The 19,212-nt window shown below is 40.3% G+C and carries 15 protein-coding genes and 4 pseudogenes; 5 read left to right on the top strand and 14 right to left on the bottom strand.

The features are described from left to right. The 3 genes and pseudogenes from MF4642_RS06135 to MF4642_RS06125 all read right to left on the bottom strand — a co-directional run. Positions 1 to 346, bottom strand: a 346-nt coding sequence (locus tag MF4642_RS06135) for a transposase (RefSeq protein WP_171262498.1), incomplete at its 3' end; no start/stop codon positions are given. 55 nt (positions 347 to 401) lie between these two features. Continuing rightward, positions 402 to 686 (bottom strand): annotated as a pseudogene (locus tag MF4642_RS06130) (AraC family transcriptional regulator ligand-binding domain-containing protein); the annotation flags it as partial. Positions 687 to 1,008: 322 nt separating this feature from the next. Then, positions 1,009 to 2,111: pseudogene (locus MF4642_RS06125) on the bottom strand (OmpW/AlkL family protein). A 344-nt stretch (positions 2,112 to 2,455) separates the two neighbouring features. On the opposite strand from MF4642_RS06125, the gene MF4642_RS06120 reads away from it, so the two are divergent. The 3 genes and pseudogenes from MF4642_RS06120 to MF4642_RS06110 all read left to right on the top strand — a co-directional run. After that, complete coding sequence (locus tag MF4642_RS06120; protein WP_078425646.1) at positions 2,456 to 3,043, top strand: RBBP9/YdeN family alpha/beta hydrolase; 588 nt, start codon at positions 2,456 to 2,458, stop codon at positions 3,041 to 3,043. A 291-nt stretch (positions 3,044 to 3,334) separates the two neighbouring features. Continuing rightward, positions 3,335 to 4,291 (top strand): annotated as a pseudogene (locus MF4642_RS06115) (DUF1302 domain-containing protein); the annotation flags it as partial. Further along, positions 4,282 to 4,641, top strand: a pseudogene (locus tag MF4642_RS06110) (citrate/2-methylcitrate synthase); the annotation flags it as partial. The pseudogenes MF4642_RS06115 and MF4642_RS06110, both read left to right, overlap by 10 nt. Before the next feature lie 356 nt (positions 4,642 to 4,997). Here the strand turns inward: MF4642_RS06110 and MF4642_RS06105 are convergent. From MF4642_RS06105 to MF4642_RS06095, 3 genes are all read right to left on the bottom strand, one after another. Then, positions 4,998 to 5,624 (bottom strand): hypothetical protein, encoded by a 627-nt coding sequence (locus MF4642_RS06105; protein ID WP_005399565.1) that lies wholly within the window; start codon positions 5,622 to 5,624, stop codon positions 4,998 to 5,000. A gap of 78 nt (positions 5,625 to 5,702) precedes the next feature. Next, positions 5,703 to 6,185 (bottom strand): CinA family protein, encoded by a 483-nt coding sequence (locus MF4642_RS06100; protein ID WP_039889870.1) that lies wholly within the window; start codon positions 6,183 to 6,185, stop codon positions 5,703 to 5,705. A gap of 44 nt (positions 6,186 to 6,229) precedes the next feature. After that, a complete protein-coding gene (locus tag MF4642_RS06095; protein ID WP_039889644.1) occupies positions 6,230 to 6,880 on the bottom strand; it encodes a hypothetical protein in 651 nt (216 codons plus the stop codon). A 101-nt stretch (positions 6,881 to 6,981) separates the two neighbouring features. Between MF4642_RS06095 and ispF the strand changes: the two genes are divergently transcribed. Further along, positions 6,982 to 7,470: a 2-C-methyl-D-erythritol 2,4-cyclodiphosphate synthase gene (ispF, locus tag MF4642_RS06090; protein ID WP_004979990.1), complete on the top strand. Its 489-nt coding sequence runs from the start codon at positions 6,982 to 6,984 to the stop codon at positions 7,468 to 7,470. On the opposite strand, the gene MF4642_RS06085 is transcribed toward ispF, so the two are convergent. From MF4642_RS06085 to MF4642_RS06050, 7 genes are all read right to left on the bottom strand, one after another. Further along, the gene (locus MF4642_RS06085) at positions 7,458 to 7,982 is read right to left on the bottom strand and encodes a protein tyrosine phosphatase family protein (protein WP_005399562.1); all 525 of its coding nucleotides are present in this window, start codon (positions 7,980 to 7,982) and stop codon (positions 7,458 to 7,460) included. The two genes, ispF and MF4642_RS06085, sit on opposite strands and share 13 nt — an antisense overlap. Before the next feature lie 56 nt (positions 7,983 to 8,038). Continuing rightward, positions 8,039 to 9,130: a 3-deoxy-7-phosphoheptulonate synthase gene (locus tag MF4642_RS06080; protein ID WP_004693350.1), complete on the bottom strand. Its 1,092-nt coding sequence runs from the start codon at positions 9,128 to 9,130 to the stop codon at positions 8,039 to 8,041. Between the two features lie 139 nt (positions 9,131 to 9,269). Further along, positions 9,270 to 10,166: a sulfite exporter TauE/SafE family protein gene (locus MF4642_RS06075; RefSeq protein ID WP_078425644.1), complete on the bottom strand. Its 897-nt coding sequence runs from the start codon at positions 10,164 to 10,166 to the stop codon at positions 9,270 to 9,272. A 103-nt stretch (positions 10,167 to 10,269) separates the two neighbouring features. Further along, complete coding sequence (locus tag MF4642_RS06070; RefSeq protein WP_078425643.1) at positions 10,270 to 10,866, bottom strand: hypothetical protein; 597 nt, start codon at positions 10,864 to 10,866, stop codon at positions 10,270 to 10,272. 207 nt (positions 10,867 to 11,073) lie between these two features. Then, positions 11,074 to 11,358, bottom strand: coding sequence for a hypothetical protein (locus MF4642_RS06065; protein ID WP_078425642.1), 285 nt, complete (start codon positions 11,356 to 11,358; stop codon positions 11,074 to 11,076). Further along, positions 11,355 to 12,914, bottom strand: coding sequence for a PepSY-associated TM helix domain-containing protein (locus MF4642_RS06060; protein WP_078425641.1), 1,560 nt, complete (start codon positions 12,912 to 12,914; stop codon positions 11,355 to 11,357). Before MF4642_RS06060 ends, MF4642_RS06065 begins: the two co-directional genes overlap by 4 nt. A gap of 357 nt (positions 12,915 to 13,271) precedes the next feature. After that, a complete protein-coding gene (locus tag MF4642_RS06050) occupies positions 13,272 to 15,431 on the bottom strand; it encodes a TonB-dependent siderophore receptor (protein ID WP_078425639.1) in 2,160 nt (719 codons plus the stop codon). A 245-nt stretch (positions 15,432 to 15,676) separates the two neighbouring features. Here MF4642_RS06050 and lpxB point away from each other — a divergent pair, with 245 nt between their 5' ends. Continuing rightward, entirely contained in the window at positions 15,677 to 16,849 is a 1,173-nt protein-coding gene (lpxB, locus tag MF4642_RS06045) for a lipid-A-disaccharide synthase (protein WP_078425638.1), read from the top strand. Between the two features lie 69 nt (positions 16,850 to 16,918). Here the strand turns inward: lpxB and MF4642_RS06040 are convergent, their stop codons facing one another. Beyond that, positions 16,919 to 19,123, bottom strand: a complete 2,205-nt coding sequence (locus MF4642_RS06040; RefSeq protein ID WP_078425637.1) for an OsmC domain/YcaO domain-containing protein — start codon at positions 19,121 to 19,123, stop codon at positions 16,919 to 16,921. Positions 19,124 to 19,212: the final 89 nt, after the last annotated feature.

Here is a 19,212-nt window from a genome sequence, read left to right as displayed (position 1 = left end):
GCCCATCGCTACTTTTTTGGTAGCTGATTACAATATCAATATGCTTTTGTCTTCTACAAAGCGTGGTGTAATCTGGAGCTATCCAATTTAATCCGCAAAGTTTAATCAGACTTTGCACAAAGCCAGTGACCATACGTAAAGACAGACTGAATAAGGATTTAATCATTAAGCAGCATTGGATAGCTGCGTCGGAGTAGGTTTGATTTCGCCCTTGTTTGCCTTTTGATGGCGCATACCATTGCGTAGCAGGATCAAACCAAAGGGCAATATTTCCGCGACTCATGAGTGCTCGGTTATATGCGGGCCAATTGGTTGTGCGGTAGATTTTGTGTGTAGGCTTCTTCATTTGAAAATTATATCGCTGAAAAACCCTTTACAGATAGGTTTGTGCAACAAAGCCGAGCATCGCGTAAAGTGTGCTGATAACTTAAGAGCAGACTCAATTCACCAAAGTCGGCAATTTGACGCTGTTCCGCCATTAGCAGTCCAAATACTTCACAGCCGCTTATTTCAGCAGATTGTTCTAACAGCGCGATGGCTTTGTCGACGGGGATACGTTGTTTCGGGTCATTGAGCTGCGCAGGATTAAGCCCTGCATTAGAAAGCAAATAATAAGGATTGAAATTGAACTGTTGGCTAACATTCAAATAATTTTTGAGTACAGCTGTATGGGCAAGTGGAATCACTTTAAGCTCCCTATTTTTACTTCAGTCGTCCTGACTGAACTTATTTTTAAGCAATATCCAGTACTATAAAAGTATCAGTTTCCGCGCTTAAGTAGTGCGGTTTTTCGATTAAAATATGCCTTATTTTATCAAGAAACCATTCAGATTTAAAAATGACTAATTCCTATATCGAATAAGAATTAGCCTTTAAATAAAATGCGATCACTTAAGCCTCAAACGAGAGTATTTTCAGAGATTGCTTTGGATAGGCAAAGTGGCCTACCTGAGCTGCTAAAAATCTGAATGCGATGTTTCATTTGAGATGTTCAGTATTTTCTACCACTTAGAAACGATAGCCAACCCCGACATAAGTCACTAATGGGTCGAGATCAATCTTGGTGGTGGACTTAATTAATTGTCGGCCTGTAGACGTGTCAGTGACCGTGACAGTTGCGACGTTATTAAAGTTAGGCATATAGCTGAGTGAACCCGTACTAAACCAACGGTCGGTAAAGTCATAGGTAAGGCCTGCGGTCAGCACAGGTGCAAAGGCATCACTGGTTTTGACTTTCACCTCAGGGGTCGCTGTAGAGCTGCCTTTGCCGCCATGCAGTGCTTCACCTGCGCGGCCATTCAAAATATTATCAATCATGTAGCCCGCTTGGATGAGATCTTCTTCAACACCGCCATTGAGCTTTAATTTATTGAAATGTCCATACACCACGCCCGCACCCACAAATGGACGGAACTTATTTTTACCCGAAGTGCCGAAGTGATATTTTGCTGTCACCGCAGGTGTCCACGCAGTGACTTCAGCAACCGTGCCATGCACACCAAGGTCTGTAATTAAAGTGTCTTTGAGCAGTTCTAAACCATCAAAATAGGTGGGTGGTGAATGTGCAGGCAAATGGGATGAATTAGAGGTAGACAAAGCCGTTGCGCGAATTTCGCCTACGCCTTTTACGTCGACTTTAGGAGGAATACCGCCCACTAGTTCTAAAGAGACATTGTCATTGACAAAATAACTCAAGGTCAAACCCAGTGTGTCAGTATCATCAATTTCCATACCACCTTCGGCAGTATAGTCCGAAATGCCTGTGATATCAGCTCTTGCACCATTCATCAGGTTTGCAGGTACTTTATATTCAGGGTCTTTTTGACCATTTTTGACAAAAGAGTTAAATAGCAATCTTCCTGTAGAGTTTTTCAACTTGTCGCCATTTAATGCGTATTTACCAAGATCTGCCCCCATAAGGATCCAACACCATAACTGCCGCCTTCTTCAACTGCGGTTGTGACATGGGTGGAGTTGGCTTTCCCCTGAGGCATGACATGCATCCAACCTGCACTAACAGCCCAACGTTTAAAGTTTGTAGAATCCGCATAAGCAAAATTTACTGACAATAGGCATGCAAAAGGCACGACTATTTTACAGATTTGACTCATTTTAATTTCCTTTTCATTTGCTATTTTTTTTATGGTTTCAGCGGATCCTTTCTGAAACACAAGCGTATTATTGAGGCAGTTATTTTTTTAAGCAATCGGCAAAATTTGAAGAAAAACATGAAATGTGTTGCATAAATTAAAATAAAAGTTTTACTTATATTATTAAAATCAAATATTTAAATTATTTATGAGGCTCATTCTAAAATGTTATAGATTTGATGATTTGTCATCAAATGATAAGCCATTGTCGCCCTATGTATATCGAATTGGCGACCATCCCTCTATGTTGGATACAACAATGCGCCGCATTGATTAAAAAGCATCAGGCTTAAATAGGTGTATCCATGGAAAAAATATTTACACAGGCAACGGTCCTCATTATTCCGGGTTTGCGCGATCACGTTGCTGCACATTGGCAAACATTGCTTGAGTCGAAACTCGTAAAAGTTCGCGCCGTCCCGCCAGCAGAAACGGACAAATTGAATTGTGCAAACCGAGTTGCTCGCATTGAAGCCGAGCTGAAAAAAATTGAAGGGCCGGTTATTTTGGTGGCGCATAGCGCAGGTGTGTTGATGACTGTACATTGGGCTGCGTTACATCAGCATGATATTCAAGGGGCGTTGCTGGTTACACCGCCCGACTTGGCAGAAAGCTGGCCTGAGCATTATCCAAGTCCTGAGATTCTTAAAAACGAAGGATGGAGCCCATTACCGACTCAGAAACTGCCATTTCCAAGCATTGTGGTGGCGAGTACCAATGACCATTTAGCGCAATATCAAGCCGTTGAAGCAATGGCAGAGATATGGGGCAGTCAGTTGGTCAATGCAGGTGCTGTAGGGCATTTGAACCCAGCAGCAGGTTTTGGCGATTGGCCTCAGGCGGAACAGTTGATCTTGCAGTTGGATGCTTTGTCCATAGCGCAAGTTTCCTAGTCGAGAGGCAGATTTCACCTTTGCATTTCAATGTCGAAAAATCAATTCATGCAAATGACCTAAAGACTAATTTGCATGACTAAAAGACAAATTTGAACATTTTAAAACAGTTAATTTAAATCCCGAGCCAAAGGATGGCTTTACAGAATAAATAGAGATGTGGAGAGAAAATGTTGAGTTTAACGAAACATTCCTTGTGAAAGATGATGGTGTAAGCGCCAGAAATCTTCAATGTTTGTATTGAAATAAAACACAGTATTTAAAAATAAATCATATCGATATGGAGATGATATGGTCGGTCAATTTGTGTCTTTAAGTAGACAAAATCATCATATTTCATTGATGAAAAAAACGGTCCTTTGTTTAAGCCTTGCTTTGGCGATTTCGGAAGTTTCAGCAGCGAGTTTTGATCTCAATGAGGAATGGAAGCTTGAAACCAAAACTGTACTGAGCTTTGGGACAAACTGGAGTACCCAAGAGGCGTCTAGTTCACTCGTCTATAAACCTGATGCAAATCATATTGGAAAAGAAGGCCATAGCATTGATATCAATGGTGATGATGGTCGCGTGAACTTTAATAAAGGCGACGTGATTTCACAAGTGGTGAAAGGCTTTACCGAGCTGAATTTAAAAGGAAAACAGCAGGGTGCAGTGGTCAGTGCGAAGTATTGGTATGACCATGCTTATGAAACAGGTGAAGGCGATTTGAAAGCTTTTGATGATTCGGCATGGCCCCGACTGGCCAAATTTAAAGGCATCGACCTGTGGGATGCCTATGTTTGGAAAAACTTTGCTTTAGATAATGGCCAAAGTGCCAATATGAAACTGGGCAAACATACCTTACAGTGGGGTAAATCACAATTCTTCCAAAATGGACTCAATAGTGTCAGCGCTTTTGATTATGTTGCAATGAACCGTCCTGGTGGTGATGCACGAGAGCGCGTGATTCCAACTGAAATGTTTTCCTTTGAAGCTGGGATCAATGAACATTTAAAGTTTGAAGGTTTCTATCAGTTTAAATTCAGACCGTCTGTGGTGGATGGCTGTGGGACATTCTTTGCCATTTCAGACTTTGTGCCAGAAAACTGTGGGCCGATCGTCATTACTGTGATGCCGGGCGATAAACTTACCGATACGGCTTTAGATGCCAAATCTTATATTCCACGTAGTGAAAGCCGTTATGCCAAAGACAGCGGACAGTATGGTTTTTCCTTAAAGCAAACGTTGCCCAAGTTGAAGGACATGCAATCTACAAAGACAATGACCCACGTAATGGCATCATTAAAATTTGGTCAGAGCGCTTAGCGAAAGATGTCGGTGACACGGTACTGTATCCAGTATCAGTACGTTGTGAAGAAGTGATGTGGCGTGAGAAGAAATTATTCTGTAATGCAGACTTCTTCCATGCATCGGCATACCACTTCATGGATATCGCGACCAAACTATTCACACCAATCTTCGTGATGAGCCGTGTCACAGGTTGGGCTGCTCATGTGATGGAACAACGTGCAGACAACCGTATCATTCGCCCAAGTGCGGACTATACGGGGCCTGAACTGCGTAAAGTGGTGCCGATTGAGGAGCGTTCAGCGGCTTAATATGAAGCTCTGATACATTATAAAAAAGCCTCTTCGGAGTAATGCCAGTCAGTTAAGGGTTTTAGAAATAAAGCCCTTAGCTTTTTAGTTATGCACGAGGGAGTCTTATATTTTTAAATCATATACTTGGAGCTCATCTATTACTTTGGATAAGCCCAAAGTAATCAAAAGCATTTGTCATCCGCAAAACTCGCCAAATTCCTTTTATTGATTAATTAATCGCAGAAAACTTACTTTTTAAAAATAGTTTTGCCTCGAACAGTTGCGGATGACGTTTCCGTGTATCGAATAACATCATGAATTTTAAAAAAAGCCAGGCAACTTCTTAACTGACTGGCTTTCCCTCTTCTGAGGTTTTATTTTTTAGGCATCAATAAAACAGGATCTTCAATGTTATAACCTGTTTCAAAAGGAATCCCGAGATATTGAACTGTCACCAGCGCTTTTGGTTGATTAGGAACTTTATAACTTTGAGAAATGTGCAGGCCATTTTTATAGTCCACCGCCTTGTGTACGGGACTTTTCAAATTGCTGTATTTCACTTGATATTGATAGCTAAATTTCAGGATGGAGATTTTAGGATCATACCAAGAGGGTTCTTTTGAAGTCTTTTTACTGATGACATGAATTTTAACCTGCTTGGGTGGAATTGGCGTTAAAGCTTTGAGTCGTTTTTTTATTTTTGCAATGTCACGGTCAAACTTCTGACTGTCTTGATCATAGTCAATTTTTTGAGTTTTTGGATTGATATATAAAGATTTCACTTCAATCAGTTTGGAGGGGGTTTTGCTGTTGAGTTGATAATAATACAATTGTGGCAAACGACCCCGACCATCTAAGTAATGTCGCATCACATATATTTTTTGATCAGCTTGGTCGAGTCCTAAAACTTCAATATTTTGTGGTCCCCCTACAGTTGCAAAACTGTGGCTTGAAAAAAGTAAGGTGCTGAAAAGTAAAGGAGGGATTATTTTCATCATCATGAGGTGCTTCACATTTTTATTGATTATGGTTCAGTTTAAAGGCTCTAAATGTAGAAAAATCAAATTTAGTGTAAAGATTTAAGTATTTTGAATACGTTCAATGACCATTTGAGCGACGTTTTTCGTAAGTTGATCAAGTCGCTCGAGTGCACTGCCTAGCAGTAAATAATGGTAAGTACTTAAACTGTTTTGATAATGAATGGTAATATAAAAGGTGCCTTCTGGTTTTTCAGGCGTTGCACTTCCACCAGGTTTGAGCAACCCTGTACAGGAGACAATAATATCGGCATGACGAAATAGTCGATGCCCGTGAAGTGCCATAGCTTCAGTGACTTCAATTGACTCCGCTGTATATTGCTGAATAAGTGCAGGATCAATCTTTAAAATTTCACATTTGATGCTGGGGTCATAACTGACCAGTCCACCGAGTAAAATGTCTGCTCCGCTATGTTTATAAATCGAAAATTGACTGGATAGATAACCTGAACTGGCACTTTCGATAAAAGCAATGGTCAATTTTTTTTGTTCTAGGAGGTTGCAGCATTGCTTGAGTACTTGCACGACTTTAGCCTCCCGATGTTCATTATTTTGATCTGTTTGACAGCTTAGTCATAAATACGGTAAACACCGACAAAACGATTACATGCTTTACTTTCACTTTTTACAGAAAGAATGGCTTTTTGAAAGTTGAACTGGTAGTGGCAGTTGTTTTCATTATCCGTAATGTCTTGCTTTTGATCGGGTGTAGTGTAGGCCAAAAATGAAATGGTTTGGGTTTCTATGCGGTTATTGGGGCTACGATATGCAACGCCTTCGATCTTAATTTTATCTTTGGATAGCTGATGCACTTGTAGGTGCACAGGTTGTTTGGCAATGGCCCCATGTTCAAACTTTAAATAGTGTTGCGTCAAACTTTGATTTAATGATGTGTAGAAGTTCAGATCATCAATTCTAAAATCGATCTGCTGTTGATAGCATGCTAAGGATTTACACTGCTGTAGGCGGTTTAACCATAGCTGATGGGTATCGACCAATAAACGCTGAGGGGCGTCACTGATTAAAAAAGCAGTCATTGATTGCGTGTCTAATTTTTGTCGAATGTCTTTGAATTGATCGCTACAGATCTTTTTAAAGCTAGACGAAGTCGGATCATCACAGTCAATGACTTGAGCATAACTAAAGCTGGTACAAAGACAACTTAGACACACTAAAATACTAAATTTTTTCATAAGTTTTATGTCGGTTTTCAACAGCATGATCGCTTATACTTTCACTATGTTGCGCTGCTTGTAACTATAGCGAAAGAGAAAGCGTGAATACAAGATTTCAATCATTTATTTCTTAAAGGAAACTGAGCATGGTTGCACATATTCGAATTGGACAGGGACTTGATGTACATGCTTTTGAAGAGGGTGAATTTGTCACACTGGCAGGTATTCAAATTCCACATACACACGGCTTAAAAGCACATTCAGATGGTGATGTGGTTTTGCATGCTTTAACAGATGCATTATTGGGTGCGTTGGCTTTAGGGGATATTGGTCAGCATTTTCCCGATACCGATCCTCGCTTTAAAGGAGCAGACAGTCGAGTATTACTCAAACATGTCTATCAGCTCATTCTAGATCGTGGTTATCAGTTAAATAATGCAGACATTACTGTGGCATGCGAACGACCGAAGTTGGCACCGCATAATTTAGCGATGCGCCAAAGCATTGCAGACGTTCTTGATGTTGAAATCACGCAGATTAGCATCAAAGCAACGACCACGGAAAAACTGGGCTTTACGGGTCGTCAGGAAGGTATTTTATCTACAGCTACAGTGCTGATTTCTCACGCAAAATGATCAGGATTGATCATCGCGAGCTTTAATTCTTGTGTTGCTTTACGACCTTGAAGTTGTAAGGCAACAGCATGCGCCAAACCTGTCCATGTGTCATTCGGTTCCCAAATTTGATGCATGGCTTCATGTGCGGTTGGCATATCGATATTCATATAATATTGACGATATAAATACATCAAACTACTGACGCGATAATTTTCTGAACAATGAACCCAAATGGTTTGTTCTTGCACCAAATGATCAATCATATCTAAGACCAATAAGCATTGATCATCAGATGGTGTATCCCATGAAATCGGTACATGTATATAGTTCAAACCGAGCTCTAAACAGATTTGATCTTCATTCGCTAAATAGTTATTGCTATTACTGAGCGCAAGATTGATGACCGTGTTTACACCATACTCTTTAATTTGCTGTAATTGCTCAGCAGTCGGTTGTCCAGAAGTAAACAAATGCTCGTGGATAAATTGAAAATTAAGTGTTTGGCTTAAGTGTGTTTCAATAGCGTTCATAATTATTTCTTAATCTTAGAATGAAAAACGCCATCCGAAGATGGCGTTTTAAAAACTTAACGGTTCGGTAAAACGTCTTTGAGTGCTTCGTGCATCTCTAGTAATACCTTTTCTGTGGTATCCCAGTCAATACAACCATCAGTTACTGACTTGCCGTATTCAAGATCGCATAGGTTTTCAGGAATTTCCTGACGACCACCTTTCAGGTGACTTTCAACCATAATGCCGATAATAGATTTATTCCCATCAATAATTTGTTCGGTAATATTCTTCAGAACAAGCGGTTGAAGGAACGGGTCTTTGTTTGAGTTTGCATGACTGGTGTCAATCATGATTTTGGTACTAACTTTCGCTTTAGCCAATGCTGCTTCTGCTTCTGCTACAGAACCTGCATCGTAGTTTGGCTTGCCATTACCACCACGAAGTACCACGTGTGCATACGGGTTGCCCGAAGTACGAATCACAGAGACTTGGCCTTGGTTGTTTAGACCCAAGAAGTGGTGACCATGTTTAACCGACTGCATGGCATTGGTTGCAACAGTTAAACCACCGTCTGTGCCATTTTTGAAACCTACGGGTGAAGAAAGACCAGAAGACATTTCACGGTGCGTTTGGCTTTCAGTGGTACGTGCACCAATCGCTGACCAAGAGATTAAGTCTTGGTAGTACTGTGGTGAGTTTGGATCGAGTGCTTCAGTCGCACATGGCAAGCCTTTCTCATTTAACTCAACCAAAAGCTTACGACCAATGCGTAAACCTTTTTCAATGTTGAATGAGTCATTCATGTCAGGGTCATTGATTAGACCTTTCCAACCCACAGTGGTACGTGGTTTTTCAAAATAAACACGCATTACGACATAGATTGAATCTTTAATTTTATCGCTTAAAACTTTTAAACGGTCTGCGTATTCGTGAGCAGCGACAGGATCATGAATTGAACATGGGCCAATCACCACAAAAATGCGTTTGTCTTTACCATCTAAAATATTGCGAATTGTTTCACGACCGTGAAGTACAGTTTGATATGCAGACTCAGTGAGAGGCAATTCAGTTTTTAATTCCGCTGGGGTAACTAGCGGATGAATGCTTTGTAAATTCACGTCATCGATGTCGTTTTGGGTAATAGAGTTTGACTGTAGAGTATTCATTGCCGTCACTGGTTCGATCGTATTAAGTTGCTTTATAAGCTGAATATAACACGGTTTAGCTGATAAAAGGTTATAAAAAAGTCGAATGAATCTTTGAAAAAAAAGTGATGAATCTTAGGTTTATTTTAAATCAGAATGCCTACACTGAGGCATTCTTAACTGTTGAAATTTGAATGAATTGAGCGGTTTCGGCTGGCTTCACTGGTTTGGCTTTGATCGGATTCAACATGAAGTTCACACCCAGCGCGAACAGGGTAATACCCAACACTTTACGGATGATTTTTTCAGGAAGGCGTGAACTAATCAGTGTTCCAATAATAATTGCTGGAATAGAACCCACCAATAACCACATAAGGAGGTGGAAGTCGACGTTGCCTGAAGTCATATGACCCATACCTGCAACGAAAGTTAATAACACCGCATGCACAACGTCAGAACCAATAATACGAATCATTGGTAGGTTTGGGAACATAATCACCAAAGCCATGATTCCGAAAGCACCTGCGCCGACTGATGACAGTGTTACGAAGACCCCAAGAACCACACCCATCATCACAATGTACTTACGTTTATTGCTGGTTTGAAGCTGAACTTTTTCTAAGTCTTCAGTCATGTCTGGGAGTTCATCCTTACGTAATTTGTTGAAGAATTTTTCAATTTGATTACGGAAGACAATCGATAAACCTGTAATGGTCAACATGAAGCCTAAAACCATGGTGAGCACGGCTTTGTAGTGTGTAGACTGGCTCAAATAGTTGTCGAGTGCCCAGTGCGTTGCAAAGGAAGCAGGAATACTGCCAATTGCAAGCCAAAGCACAATCGGCCACACAATATTTAGTTTTTTGGCATGTACAAATGAACCACAAAATTTTGAAATTGCGGCATAGAGCAAGTCTGTACCAATGGCAATGTGAGGCTCGATTTTAAACAGGCTAATGAGGATCGGTGTCATTAATGAACCACCACCCACACCAGTAATTCCCACACAAAAACCGACTAAAACACCTGCGAGAATAAATTCGAGTGGACCAAACATTGTTATATGCCAAAATATCAAAAAACGTGCATATCTTATGACGTTTTCATATAAGTCGTTGTCTTGATTGTTGATTTACTTATTCTAAAAAGAGATATAGGAGTTATTGTTTGAGCTGTATCCGTGCTTTTATTTTTAAGCCTACAATTGTCAGCAACCACCATAGATTGAGACCTATGAGTGTTCGTAGAACATAAAAAGGGGCTAGCTGATGCTTTTTCCATTGCTCAAAATTCGCTGCGGTCGAGCCATAGGTCATTTCTAAGTGCTGCTGACATGGATTAGCTAATGTGATCTGTTGAATAAACACCTCCTTTTTGGTGTTTTTTAGATTCCAAAAAATGCGCTCCAAATAGTAAACCTCGACCTGCTTTGCCGTAAATTGGTGACGATGTGATGACTGGTCACATAGTGTTTGAACAGGTTCTCCCATCAATGCGCAGTTTGCGATCCATAAATGATGCTGTTGTTTAAATTTCAACGTGCTGATTCGTCCTTTACCAACTTCAACGGTGATTTCATCAAAGGTTTTACTCTGAATCTGAGTGGGGATCCAGCTGCTTGGGAAACAAATAAATACAAGCAAATTGAAAATGAGGGAAATAAAAAGTGTCCAGCCAAAATGATGCTTCGACCAACTGCAGAGCTGTTGAAAGGGGGTGATGATTTCTTGTTGTAACCAATCTAAAGCTGAGTGCAATGTTTGTCCCGTGAAAAAAGGTTTAAAAGTGCTTATTATTGAGCGTGTTATAACTAAAAAATCACGATGCTTCAACTTAAATGATTTTGATTAGGCTCTAAAATTCTGTTGCAATGGTTCTGGTTCATATATTTACATACACCTTTATATTTGGCTCATGAACCAAATATAAAGGCATGTGAGTTGAAGTGTAAGTGATTATTTAGATTAAGTTTTTTTTGGTTTTAAGTCGTTGGTGCTTAAAATCAGTATAAAAAGTATCGGGGTTGCAAATACAAATAAACTGACACTGCCCACACCGCGACCCGTGAATTGAATCAATAAAGTTAATGCCGTGGTCAGTACACCAAAAGCCAAATATCGGCAGATTTGATAATGTTCTGCACACTTAGCCCAACGTGACTTTTGAGTTTTAGGGCGCTGCTTATCGCTCACCAGAAATAACACATAGCATGCGAAAGTGATCAGAAGTCCTGCAACTAGGTAGATCATGAATTGGGCTCCTGAACTGTAGGGTTGGCATATTTTTTCTGAATTTTTTGTACTGCTTTTTGTTGAATCGGCTGGACTTTTTGATGTAAGAAAACAGCCAATATCGCAAGGATGAAGATCATAAGATCAACTCGCAAAAATAACCAATATTCATGTAAGTCATGTACATATTGGTGGCTGATTAAATAATAAAGGTTGAAAATAGGCAAAGATACAGCCAGTAAAATGAAGGCCTTCAGTTGAGTTTTCCAAAGGTGTTGCTGTGGAGTGAGCAATCCAATGGCTAAACTGAGTAACCAAGTGCCGAAAAATACGTAAATTTCGTAGTTGGGTTGACCAGCTTCTAACTGAAGTAAACGGTTTGCACAAAGATAACTGAGCATAGCAATCGGTAAGCCAATGATGGCAGCCGTATTTAGGCGGTTAACTACATAATGTCCAAAGTGCAAACTTTGTTTCTTATTTTGTAGCTGACGTTTTAAGCTCCAGAGTAAAAGCCCAGACGCAATCATGGCACAGCCTAAAAGCCCTGAGAAAAATAACGTAAAGCGTAATAGGGGCTGCGCAAAGTGTGCCATGTGTAAACCATAAACTCCATTATTGAGCGTGGCGATTACACTATTATTTCGAGTGTCTCCGAGCAGGGCACCAGATTCGCCGTTAAAGCTGAGTTGGGCTTGGTTTCGCGTGATGCTTCGGTCAGTTGACTCAACCAAGTTCACCTGAGCGATATCGGTATTGGGGTGTTTGACCGTAATATTGTCAATTTCTGTTTTACCCCAACGCTGCTCAGATTGTTGTATGAAGTATTCAATTGGATGCATCGTAGCAGGTGTCGGTTTAGCCTCAGAGCTGATGCTAATATTTCTAATTTCATCAAAATATTGGAACGGTTGCTCTGGGTAAAGTTTCTTCATGCCATTGGGAAGAATGAGATAAAAGAAAATGGCTAAACCAGTGAATGTAATGGTCAGGAAAAAGGGTAAAGCAATGACAGAGGTGACATTGTGAAAGTCTAGATACGAACGTTGCCCTTTGAAGGCTCTTAGGGTAAAGAATTCGGTGAATATCTTTTTGTGTGTGATGATGCCTGAAATGAGGATGGTCAACATTAAGAAGGCAGCAATCGTGACTAAAAGCCTACCGATGAAATAGGGCACACCATACAGCTGATAGTGAAAGCCATAGAAAAACTCACCTCCTTGGGTTGCAGACAAGGTGACTTCTTTACCTGTGTTCGCATCCAAAGTCTTATTTTCGTAGCCACCATCGGCCTTTTGCCAATAGATTTTATTAACAGGTGAACTCGGACTAGCTACGCCGATATACCAACTTTGTGCATCTGCAGCATTTTTTTGTAAGTATTGATATGCCGACTTCATCGCAGTATCTTGTTTGACCTGCATGGTGGCAAATTGCGGTTGCATCCACAAATTTATTTCATGACGATAATAGGTCGCAGCACCTGTTAAAAAAATGGCAAATAATAACCATCCAAGTGTTAGTCCAAGCCAAGAGTGTAGCCATGCCATTGATTGGCGAACAGATTTTTGCATGGTTTAACCTACGAACTTCAGCAATAGAAAAAAGCAAAGGGAAAGCGAAATGATTGACGCACTTAACTTTTTCAGGGATTGAACACAAAAGCTTAAAATGACAAAAATGATAAAGAAAATAAGAGATAGAAAAGCCGCTAAATAAATGGATTCTGCTTTAGCGAAGTGAGGGTAAAAACTGAGGGTAAGCAGTCCTGATAACATGAGTGTACATAAATAGCCTAAGCCAAATGCGATCAAAAACCGATACAAAACGGATAGGGGATATTGAAATTTATGCATGACGAACCATTTAACCCAGAAAAAAGCGCCTCATTTTCTGTGCTGTTAAATAACAGAAAACAAGGCGCTATTGAATCAATATTTGAATTTTACAGCAACACTATAGTTGGCAGGTGCACCATAAAAACCTTGTGCATCTGGGAAATTAAATAAATATTTTTCATCAGTGATGTTATTGCCATTGGCTTGTAAGGTGATATTTTTATTCACTTCATAGCTTGCCATCACATTGACTAAAGCATAAGCATCTTGCTGAATAATGCCTGATTTTTGAGTCACAACGCCGCTAGCATTAGTCGTTTCAGGAACATCTAAATAAGTTTTATCTTGCCACTGGATGCCTAAACCTAATTTTAATTTAGGGATTTGTGGGATTTGATAAGTTGTCAATAAATTAAAAGATTGAGTAGGGTTAAAGGTACGAGCGTCACCACCATTAATTAAATCTTTCAAACTTAATTGGGTATAACCAAAACTGAGATTTAAATGATCTGTGAGCTGTCCTGCAAGACCAAATTCATAACCTTGTGAACGTAAGTCACTGACTTGAGTTTTACGTGTTGTTGGTAAGCCATCTGAATTACGTAAAGGATAGTTACTTTCTTCAGTACGGAAAATAGCCATTGTTGCAGTCAATTTATCATCTAGCCACGAACTTTTTACACCAACCTCATAGCTTTCACCTTCGATCGGTTTATTAATACCACCATCTACAGCTTTAGTCGTTTGTGGGCGGAAAATTGAGCTATAACTCATGTACCCTGTATATTCAGGAGTGAAATTATAAGTGATGCCTGCATAAGGCAAAACTTTATTTTCATCATAAATAGTGTCTGCGCCATAACTTGTGCCTTTGCTTTCAGCTTGCACATAGTTTGCACCTAAAAGCAGCCTTAAATCATCGCTTAAATGCAGACGTGTCGCCGCATAATAGCTTTGATTTTTTTGCTTCATATGCATTTCACCACTGGTTTGAGAAAAATCCCAAGTCGGTTCAGGAGGTGTCCAGCTGGTTAGGTCCGTAGTGAGGTGATTAGCATAACTACCACTATAGCCTAATTCATTACTGTCGTTTTCAGACCATGAATATCCGACAGTGGCTTCATGCCGTTGTCCAAATAATGGATAAGTCCCTGAAAAATTAAGATTGGCTTGGCGAGCTTTATTATCATCTACATATATACCAGGCCATAGGTATACGCCTGAAGTTCCATCGGCACTTGGATTCCCCGATAAAAACAGGAGTTTTGAATTCCGTGTTGTATGCTTTTCATCATAAGAGAGTTTTGCAACCCAATCACCACCAAGTTTTTGCTGTAACTCGGCAAAATAATTTTTGATATTGGTATCCCAATAGGTCCAATCAGGGCTGTAGTTATAGTCTCTTGAATAATCTAACTGCTCACCTTCAGTATTAATCAGTGGGTTTGCACCCCAGTTATTACCATTCGATTTATTGTTGGTTTCGGTATAACCCGCAGTAAATAAAGTTGAGTCAGTGAGATCTGCTTCAATGATTGCACCAAATCCATTTTTCTCAAGTTCATAGTTATCTAAATAACTATCACCCGTTTGCTCATAACCAAATACACGGCCACGAATTTTACCATCTTGGGTTAGCGCAGATGACACATCAGCTTCATAACGTTGCGTATTCCAAGAACCATAGCTTGCATTAAAAGAAGCCTGTAAGTCTTGAGTCGGGCGTTTACGGATCATGTTAATGGTTGCACTAGGGTCACCTACACCATTATTTAAAGCATCTGCACCTTTTACCACTTCAATTCGATCAAACAAAAAACTGTCTGGGTTGTCGTTATTATAATTATAACTTTCTAAAGGAAAACCAACGCCGTCTACAAGCACATTTGAAATTTCAAAACCACGTGCAAGATAAGTTGTACGATCAGTTTCCTGATTACTCACAATGACGCCAGGAACATTACGCAAAACCTCACGTGTACTATTTAGTGCGAAGTCATCAAGTTGTTGACGTGTCACAACATTGACTGTTTGAGGTGTTTCTTTGAGTGGGATATTTAGTTTAGTTGCACTAATGGACTGTTGAACAATATAGGATTTAGACTGTTCAGAGCTTTGTGTTGCTTGATCATCACTTGCTTGTACGGTAATGGTTGCTAAGTTTTGCGTGTCTTGCGCAAAACTATACTGAGCGCTAAGAATAGCTAAACTAATGATAGAGAGCTTAAAGCTGCGAGAGGAGATGTTGAGCATTAATAAATACTAATGAGAATAATTATTAATAAGTTTATTGTTTATTTGTGTGCTTTACAAGTTATTTACAATTGAAAAAATAAATCAAAAATTATCTTTGATTGAGGCGATATGAAGTGGTTAAGAGTTCATGAAGGCCATTGATGTAAGTTGACGGCACTTTATCATTGTTGCTTAAACATACCCACGCCAAACTAAAAGACGCTATGTTATGATGCATGGGTTGAAAAATAAGGAATAATGCTTTGCAAAATCGGAAACTTAAAATTGGAATCGTAGTGGGTGAAGTATCGGGTGATACTTTAGGTGCTAAACTTATTCGCAGTTTTCGTGAGCAAGGAATTGATGCAGAATTTGAGGGTATTGGTGGCCCGCAAATGATTGCAGAGGGTTTCAAGAGCTTTTATCCGATGGATATTTTGTCTGTTATGGGGTTGGTTGAGGTTCTTAAAGACATTAAAAAGCTTTTTGCTGTACGTGATGGACTGGTAGAGAAGTGGACAGCCCATCCTGTCGATGTGTTTATTGGGATTGATGCACCAGACTTTAATTTGCGCCTTTCAAAAAGTTTAAAGCAAAAACAACTGCCCATAAAAACCGTGCAGTATGTTAGTCCTTCCGTCTGGGCATGGCGTCAGGGACGGGTTCATGGCATCAAAGCTTCTATTGATTTGGTACTGTGTTTATTTCCGTTTGAAAAAGCATTTTATAAAAAATGGGATGTTCCTGCTGCGTTTGTAGGACACCCCTTGGCGAGCCAATTGCCTTTGGAAAACCCAATTTTACAAGCCAAAGAAGAACTGGGTTTAGATCTGACCCAAAAGCATATTGCGTTATTGCCGGGAAGTCGACGTGGTGAAATTGAAAAGCTCGGTCCACTGGTTTTAGATGCTGCAAAATTGCTCTACGCCAAATATCCAAACTATCGCTTTGTGATACCAGCAATCAATGATGCACGTAAGCAACAAATCGAAGCTTTGCTTACTCAGTATCCAAAAGCATTGGTCGATCAAATTGACTTGCTTGAAAACTCAGGCACCGAGTCGAAGATTGGCCGCCAAGTTATGAATGCCGCTAATATTGTAGCTTTGGCTTCAGGTACAGCAACTTTAGAAGCTATGCTGTTACACCGACCAATGGTGACCTTCTATAAGTTGAACTGGCTCACCTATCATGTGGTGAAATTCTTGATCAAGATTCAATATTATTCATTGCCGAATATTATTGCGGGCAAGAAAGTGATACAAGAATTAATTCAAAAAGATGCAACAGCTGAGAAATTGGCGGCTGAAATTGAAAAATTAATGAATATTGAAACCGCACAGATTCAGGCTATGCAGCACATTACCATGCATAAACAGTTACTTGCAGGTAATAGTGAAAACCCTGTTGAGGCGATTTTAAATATTTTAGATTAATTCTCTTTAAGACATCGTGATAGTGCAGTGAGAAACAACCCAAACGTATTTGGGTTGTTTCTTTTTATTTTAAGGTTTTAGTCCAACAGCTTTGGCACGTGCAGCATGTAACTTTTTATAACTGTCGATTAAACGTAAGTGACGGTCCAAACCTTCAAGTTTCATACTGGTTTCTGTTAAACCATAGAAACGAATACGACCTTCAACTGTGCCTATGACCGCATCCATACGTTCATCACCGAACATACGGCGGAAGTTGGCTTCATACTCTTCCAGTTCCATGTCGTCATCTAACATCACTTCGAGCACGACATTCATGCATTGATAGAACAGACCACGTTCAACGGTATTGGTGTTGTATTGTAAGAATGCTTCAACCAAGTCTTTCGCTTCCTCAAACTGCTCTAATGCAAGATAGATGAGTAGTTTAAGTTCAAGCAGAGTCAATTGACCCCATTCGGTATTGTCATCAAACTCAATCCCGATCAAAGTCTTGATTTCAGTATAGTCGTCTAGCTCACATTCTTCTAAACGTTCAACCAGTGCTTCGAGCTGTTCGTCGTCTAAACGGTGTAAGTTGAGGATGTCTTCACGGTAAAGCAACGCTTTGTTGGTGTTATCCCAAACCAAGTCTTCAACCAAGTAGATTTCTGAGTAGCCCGGTACCAAGATGCGACATGCTGTTGCGCCTAAATGTTGGTAAATGGCCATATAGACTTCTTTGCCCATATTTTCCAAAATACCGAACAGTTCATCAGCCTCATCAGCATTTGAGTTTTGGCCTTGATTGGTAAAGTCCCACTCGACAAAGTCATAGTCTGATTTGGCACTAAAGAAGCGCCATGACACCACACCACTTGAGTCAATGAAGTGTTCAACAAAGTTATTGGGTTCAGTGACCGCATTTGAGCTAAATGTTGGGCGAGGTAAGTCGTTCAGACCTTCAAAACTACGACCTTGAAGTAGCTCAGTTAAGCTACGCTCAAGCGCAACTTCAAAGCTTGGGTGTGCACCGAAAGAGGCGAATACACCACCTGTACGTGGGTTCATTAACGTCACACACATCACAGGGTATTGACCGCCTAGAGAGGCATCTTTCACCAGTACCGGGAAACCTTGCTCTTCTAAACCTTGGATGCCCGCTAAAATGCTAGGATATTTTGCTAAAACCTCTTGCGGTACATCTGGCAGGGTCAGTTCACCTTCCAAAATTTCACGTTTTACCGCACGCTCAAAAATTTCAGACAAACACTGTACTTGTGCTTCAGCTAAGGTGTTTCCTGCACTCATCCCGTTACTAAGGTATAAGTTTTCAATCAAGTTTGATGGGAAGTAAACCACTTCAGCATCAGACTGGCGAACAAAAGGTAAAGAGCAAATACCGCGCTCAGTTTTCCCTGAGTTGGTGTCGTATAAATGCGTACCTAATAGTTCTTCTTCAGGGTCATAAATTTCAAGGGTGTACTCATCCAGTACACCTTCTGGCATTTCACCATTTGGACCTGGCATGAACCATTTTTCATCTGGATAGTGCACAAACTCGGCATTGGCAATGTCTTCACCCCAGAACTGGTCGTTATAGAAGAAGTTACAGTTCAGACGTTCAATGAACTCACCCAGCGCAGAAGCTAAAGCGCTTTCTTTGCTTGACCCTTTACCGTTGGTAAAACACATTGGCGATTGAGCATCACGAATATGTAAAGACCATACATTCGGTACAATGTTACGCCAAGAGGCAATCTCAATTTTCATGCCCAGACCAGCCAAAATACCTGACATATTGGCAATGGTTTCTTCTAAAGGCAGGTCTTTACCTGCAATGATGGTGCTGCTTTCAGAAGCAAGGCTTGGAATAAGCAGGGCTTGTGCATCGGCATCAATGCTTTCTACTTCTTCAATAATAAACTCAGGGCCTGTTTGGATTACTTTCTTAACCGTACAACGGTCGATAGAGCGCAAAATACCTTGGCGATCTTTTTCTGAAATGTCCGCTGGGAGTTCAACTTGAATTTTGAAAATTTGTTTATAGCGGTTTTCAGGGTCAACAATGTTGTTTTGTGACAAGCGAATGTTGTCGGTTGGGATGTCACGTGCCAAACAATACACTTTGACAAAGTAAGCCGCGCAAAGCGCAGAAGATGCTAAAAAATAGTCAAATGGACCGGGTGCAGAGCCATCACCTTTGTAGCGAATCGGTTGATCGGCAATGACTGTAAAATCATCGAACTTCGCTTCTTGGCGAAGATTATCGAGATAATTAACCTTGATTTCCATGCTGGCACCTAAATTTTCTTATATGTCAGCATGGACATATAAGAGATAAAATATTGAAAAATAAGCCGAATCACGGATGAAAACTGGAC

This window comes from Acinetobacter sp. MF4642, from assembly GCF_002018925.1.
Classification (GTDB): Bacteria; Pseudomonadota; Gammaproteobacteria; order Pseudomonadales; family Moraxellaceae; genus Acinetobacter; species Acinetobacter johnsonii.
The sequence above is the reverse complement of the archived record's forward strand: the minus strand, read 5'-3'. Positions and strand labels throughout refer to the sequence as shown.

Bases quoted from the DNA above. Each gene is read 5' to 3' on its own strand.
- MF4642_RS06105 (WP_005399565.1), bottom strand. From the start codon at position 5,624: ATGATGATGAAAATAATCCCTCCTTTACTTTTCAGCACCTTACTTTTT.
- ispF (WP_004979990.1), top strand. From the start codon at position 6,982: ATGGTTGCACATATTCGAATTGGACAGGGACTTGATGTACATGCTTTT.
- MF4642_RS06060 (WP_078425641.1), bottom strand. From the start codon at position 12,914: ATGCAAAAATCTGTTCGCCAATCAATGGCATGGCTACACTCTTGGCTT.
- MF4642_RS06040 (WP_078425637.1), bottom strand. From the start codon at position 19,123: ATGGAAATCAAGGTTAATTATCTCGATAATCTTCGCCAAGAAGCGAAG.
- MF4642_RS06065 (WP_078425642.1), bottom strand. From the start codon at position 11,358: ATGATCTACCTAGTTGCAGGACTTCTGATCACTTTCGCATGCTATGTG.
- MF4642_RS06085 (WP_005399562.1), bottom strand. From the start codon at position 7,982: ATGAACGCTATTGAAACACACTTAAGCCAAACACTTAATTTTCAATTT.
- MF4642_RS06050 (WP_078425639.1), bottom strand. From the start codon at position 15,431: ATGCTCAACATCTCCTCTCGCAGCTTTAAGCTCTCTATCATTAGTTTA.
- MF4642_RS06095 (WP_039889644.1), bottom strand. From the start codon at position 6,880: ATGCTGTTGAAAACCGACATAAAACTTATGAAAAAATTTAGTATTTTA.
- MF4642_RS06120 (WP_078425646.1), top strand. From the start codon at position 2,456: ATGGAAAAAATATTTACACAGGCAACGGTCCTCATTATTCCGGGTTTG.
- MF4642_RS06080 (WP_004693350.1), bottom strand. From the start codon at position 9,130: ATGAATACTCTACAGTCAAACTCTATTACCCAAAACGACATCGATGAC.
- MF4642_RS06075 (WP_078425644.1), bottom strand. From the start codon at position 10,166: ATGTTTGGTCCACTCGAATTTATTCTCGCAGGTGTTTTAGTCGGTTTT.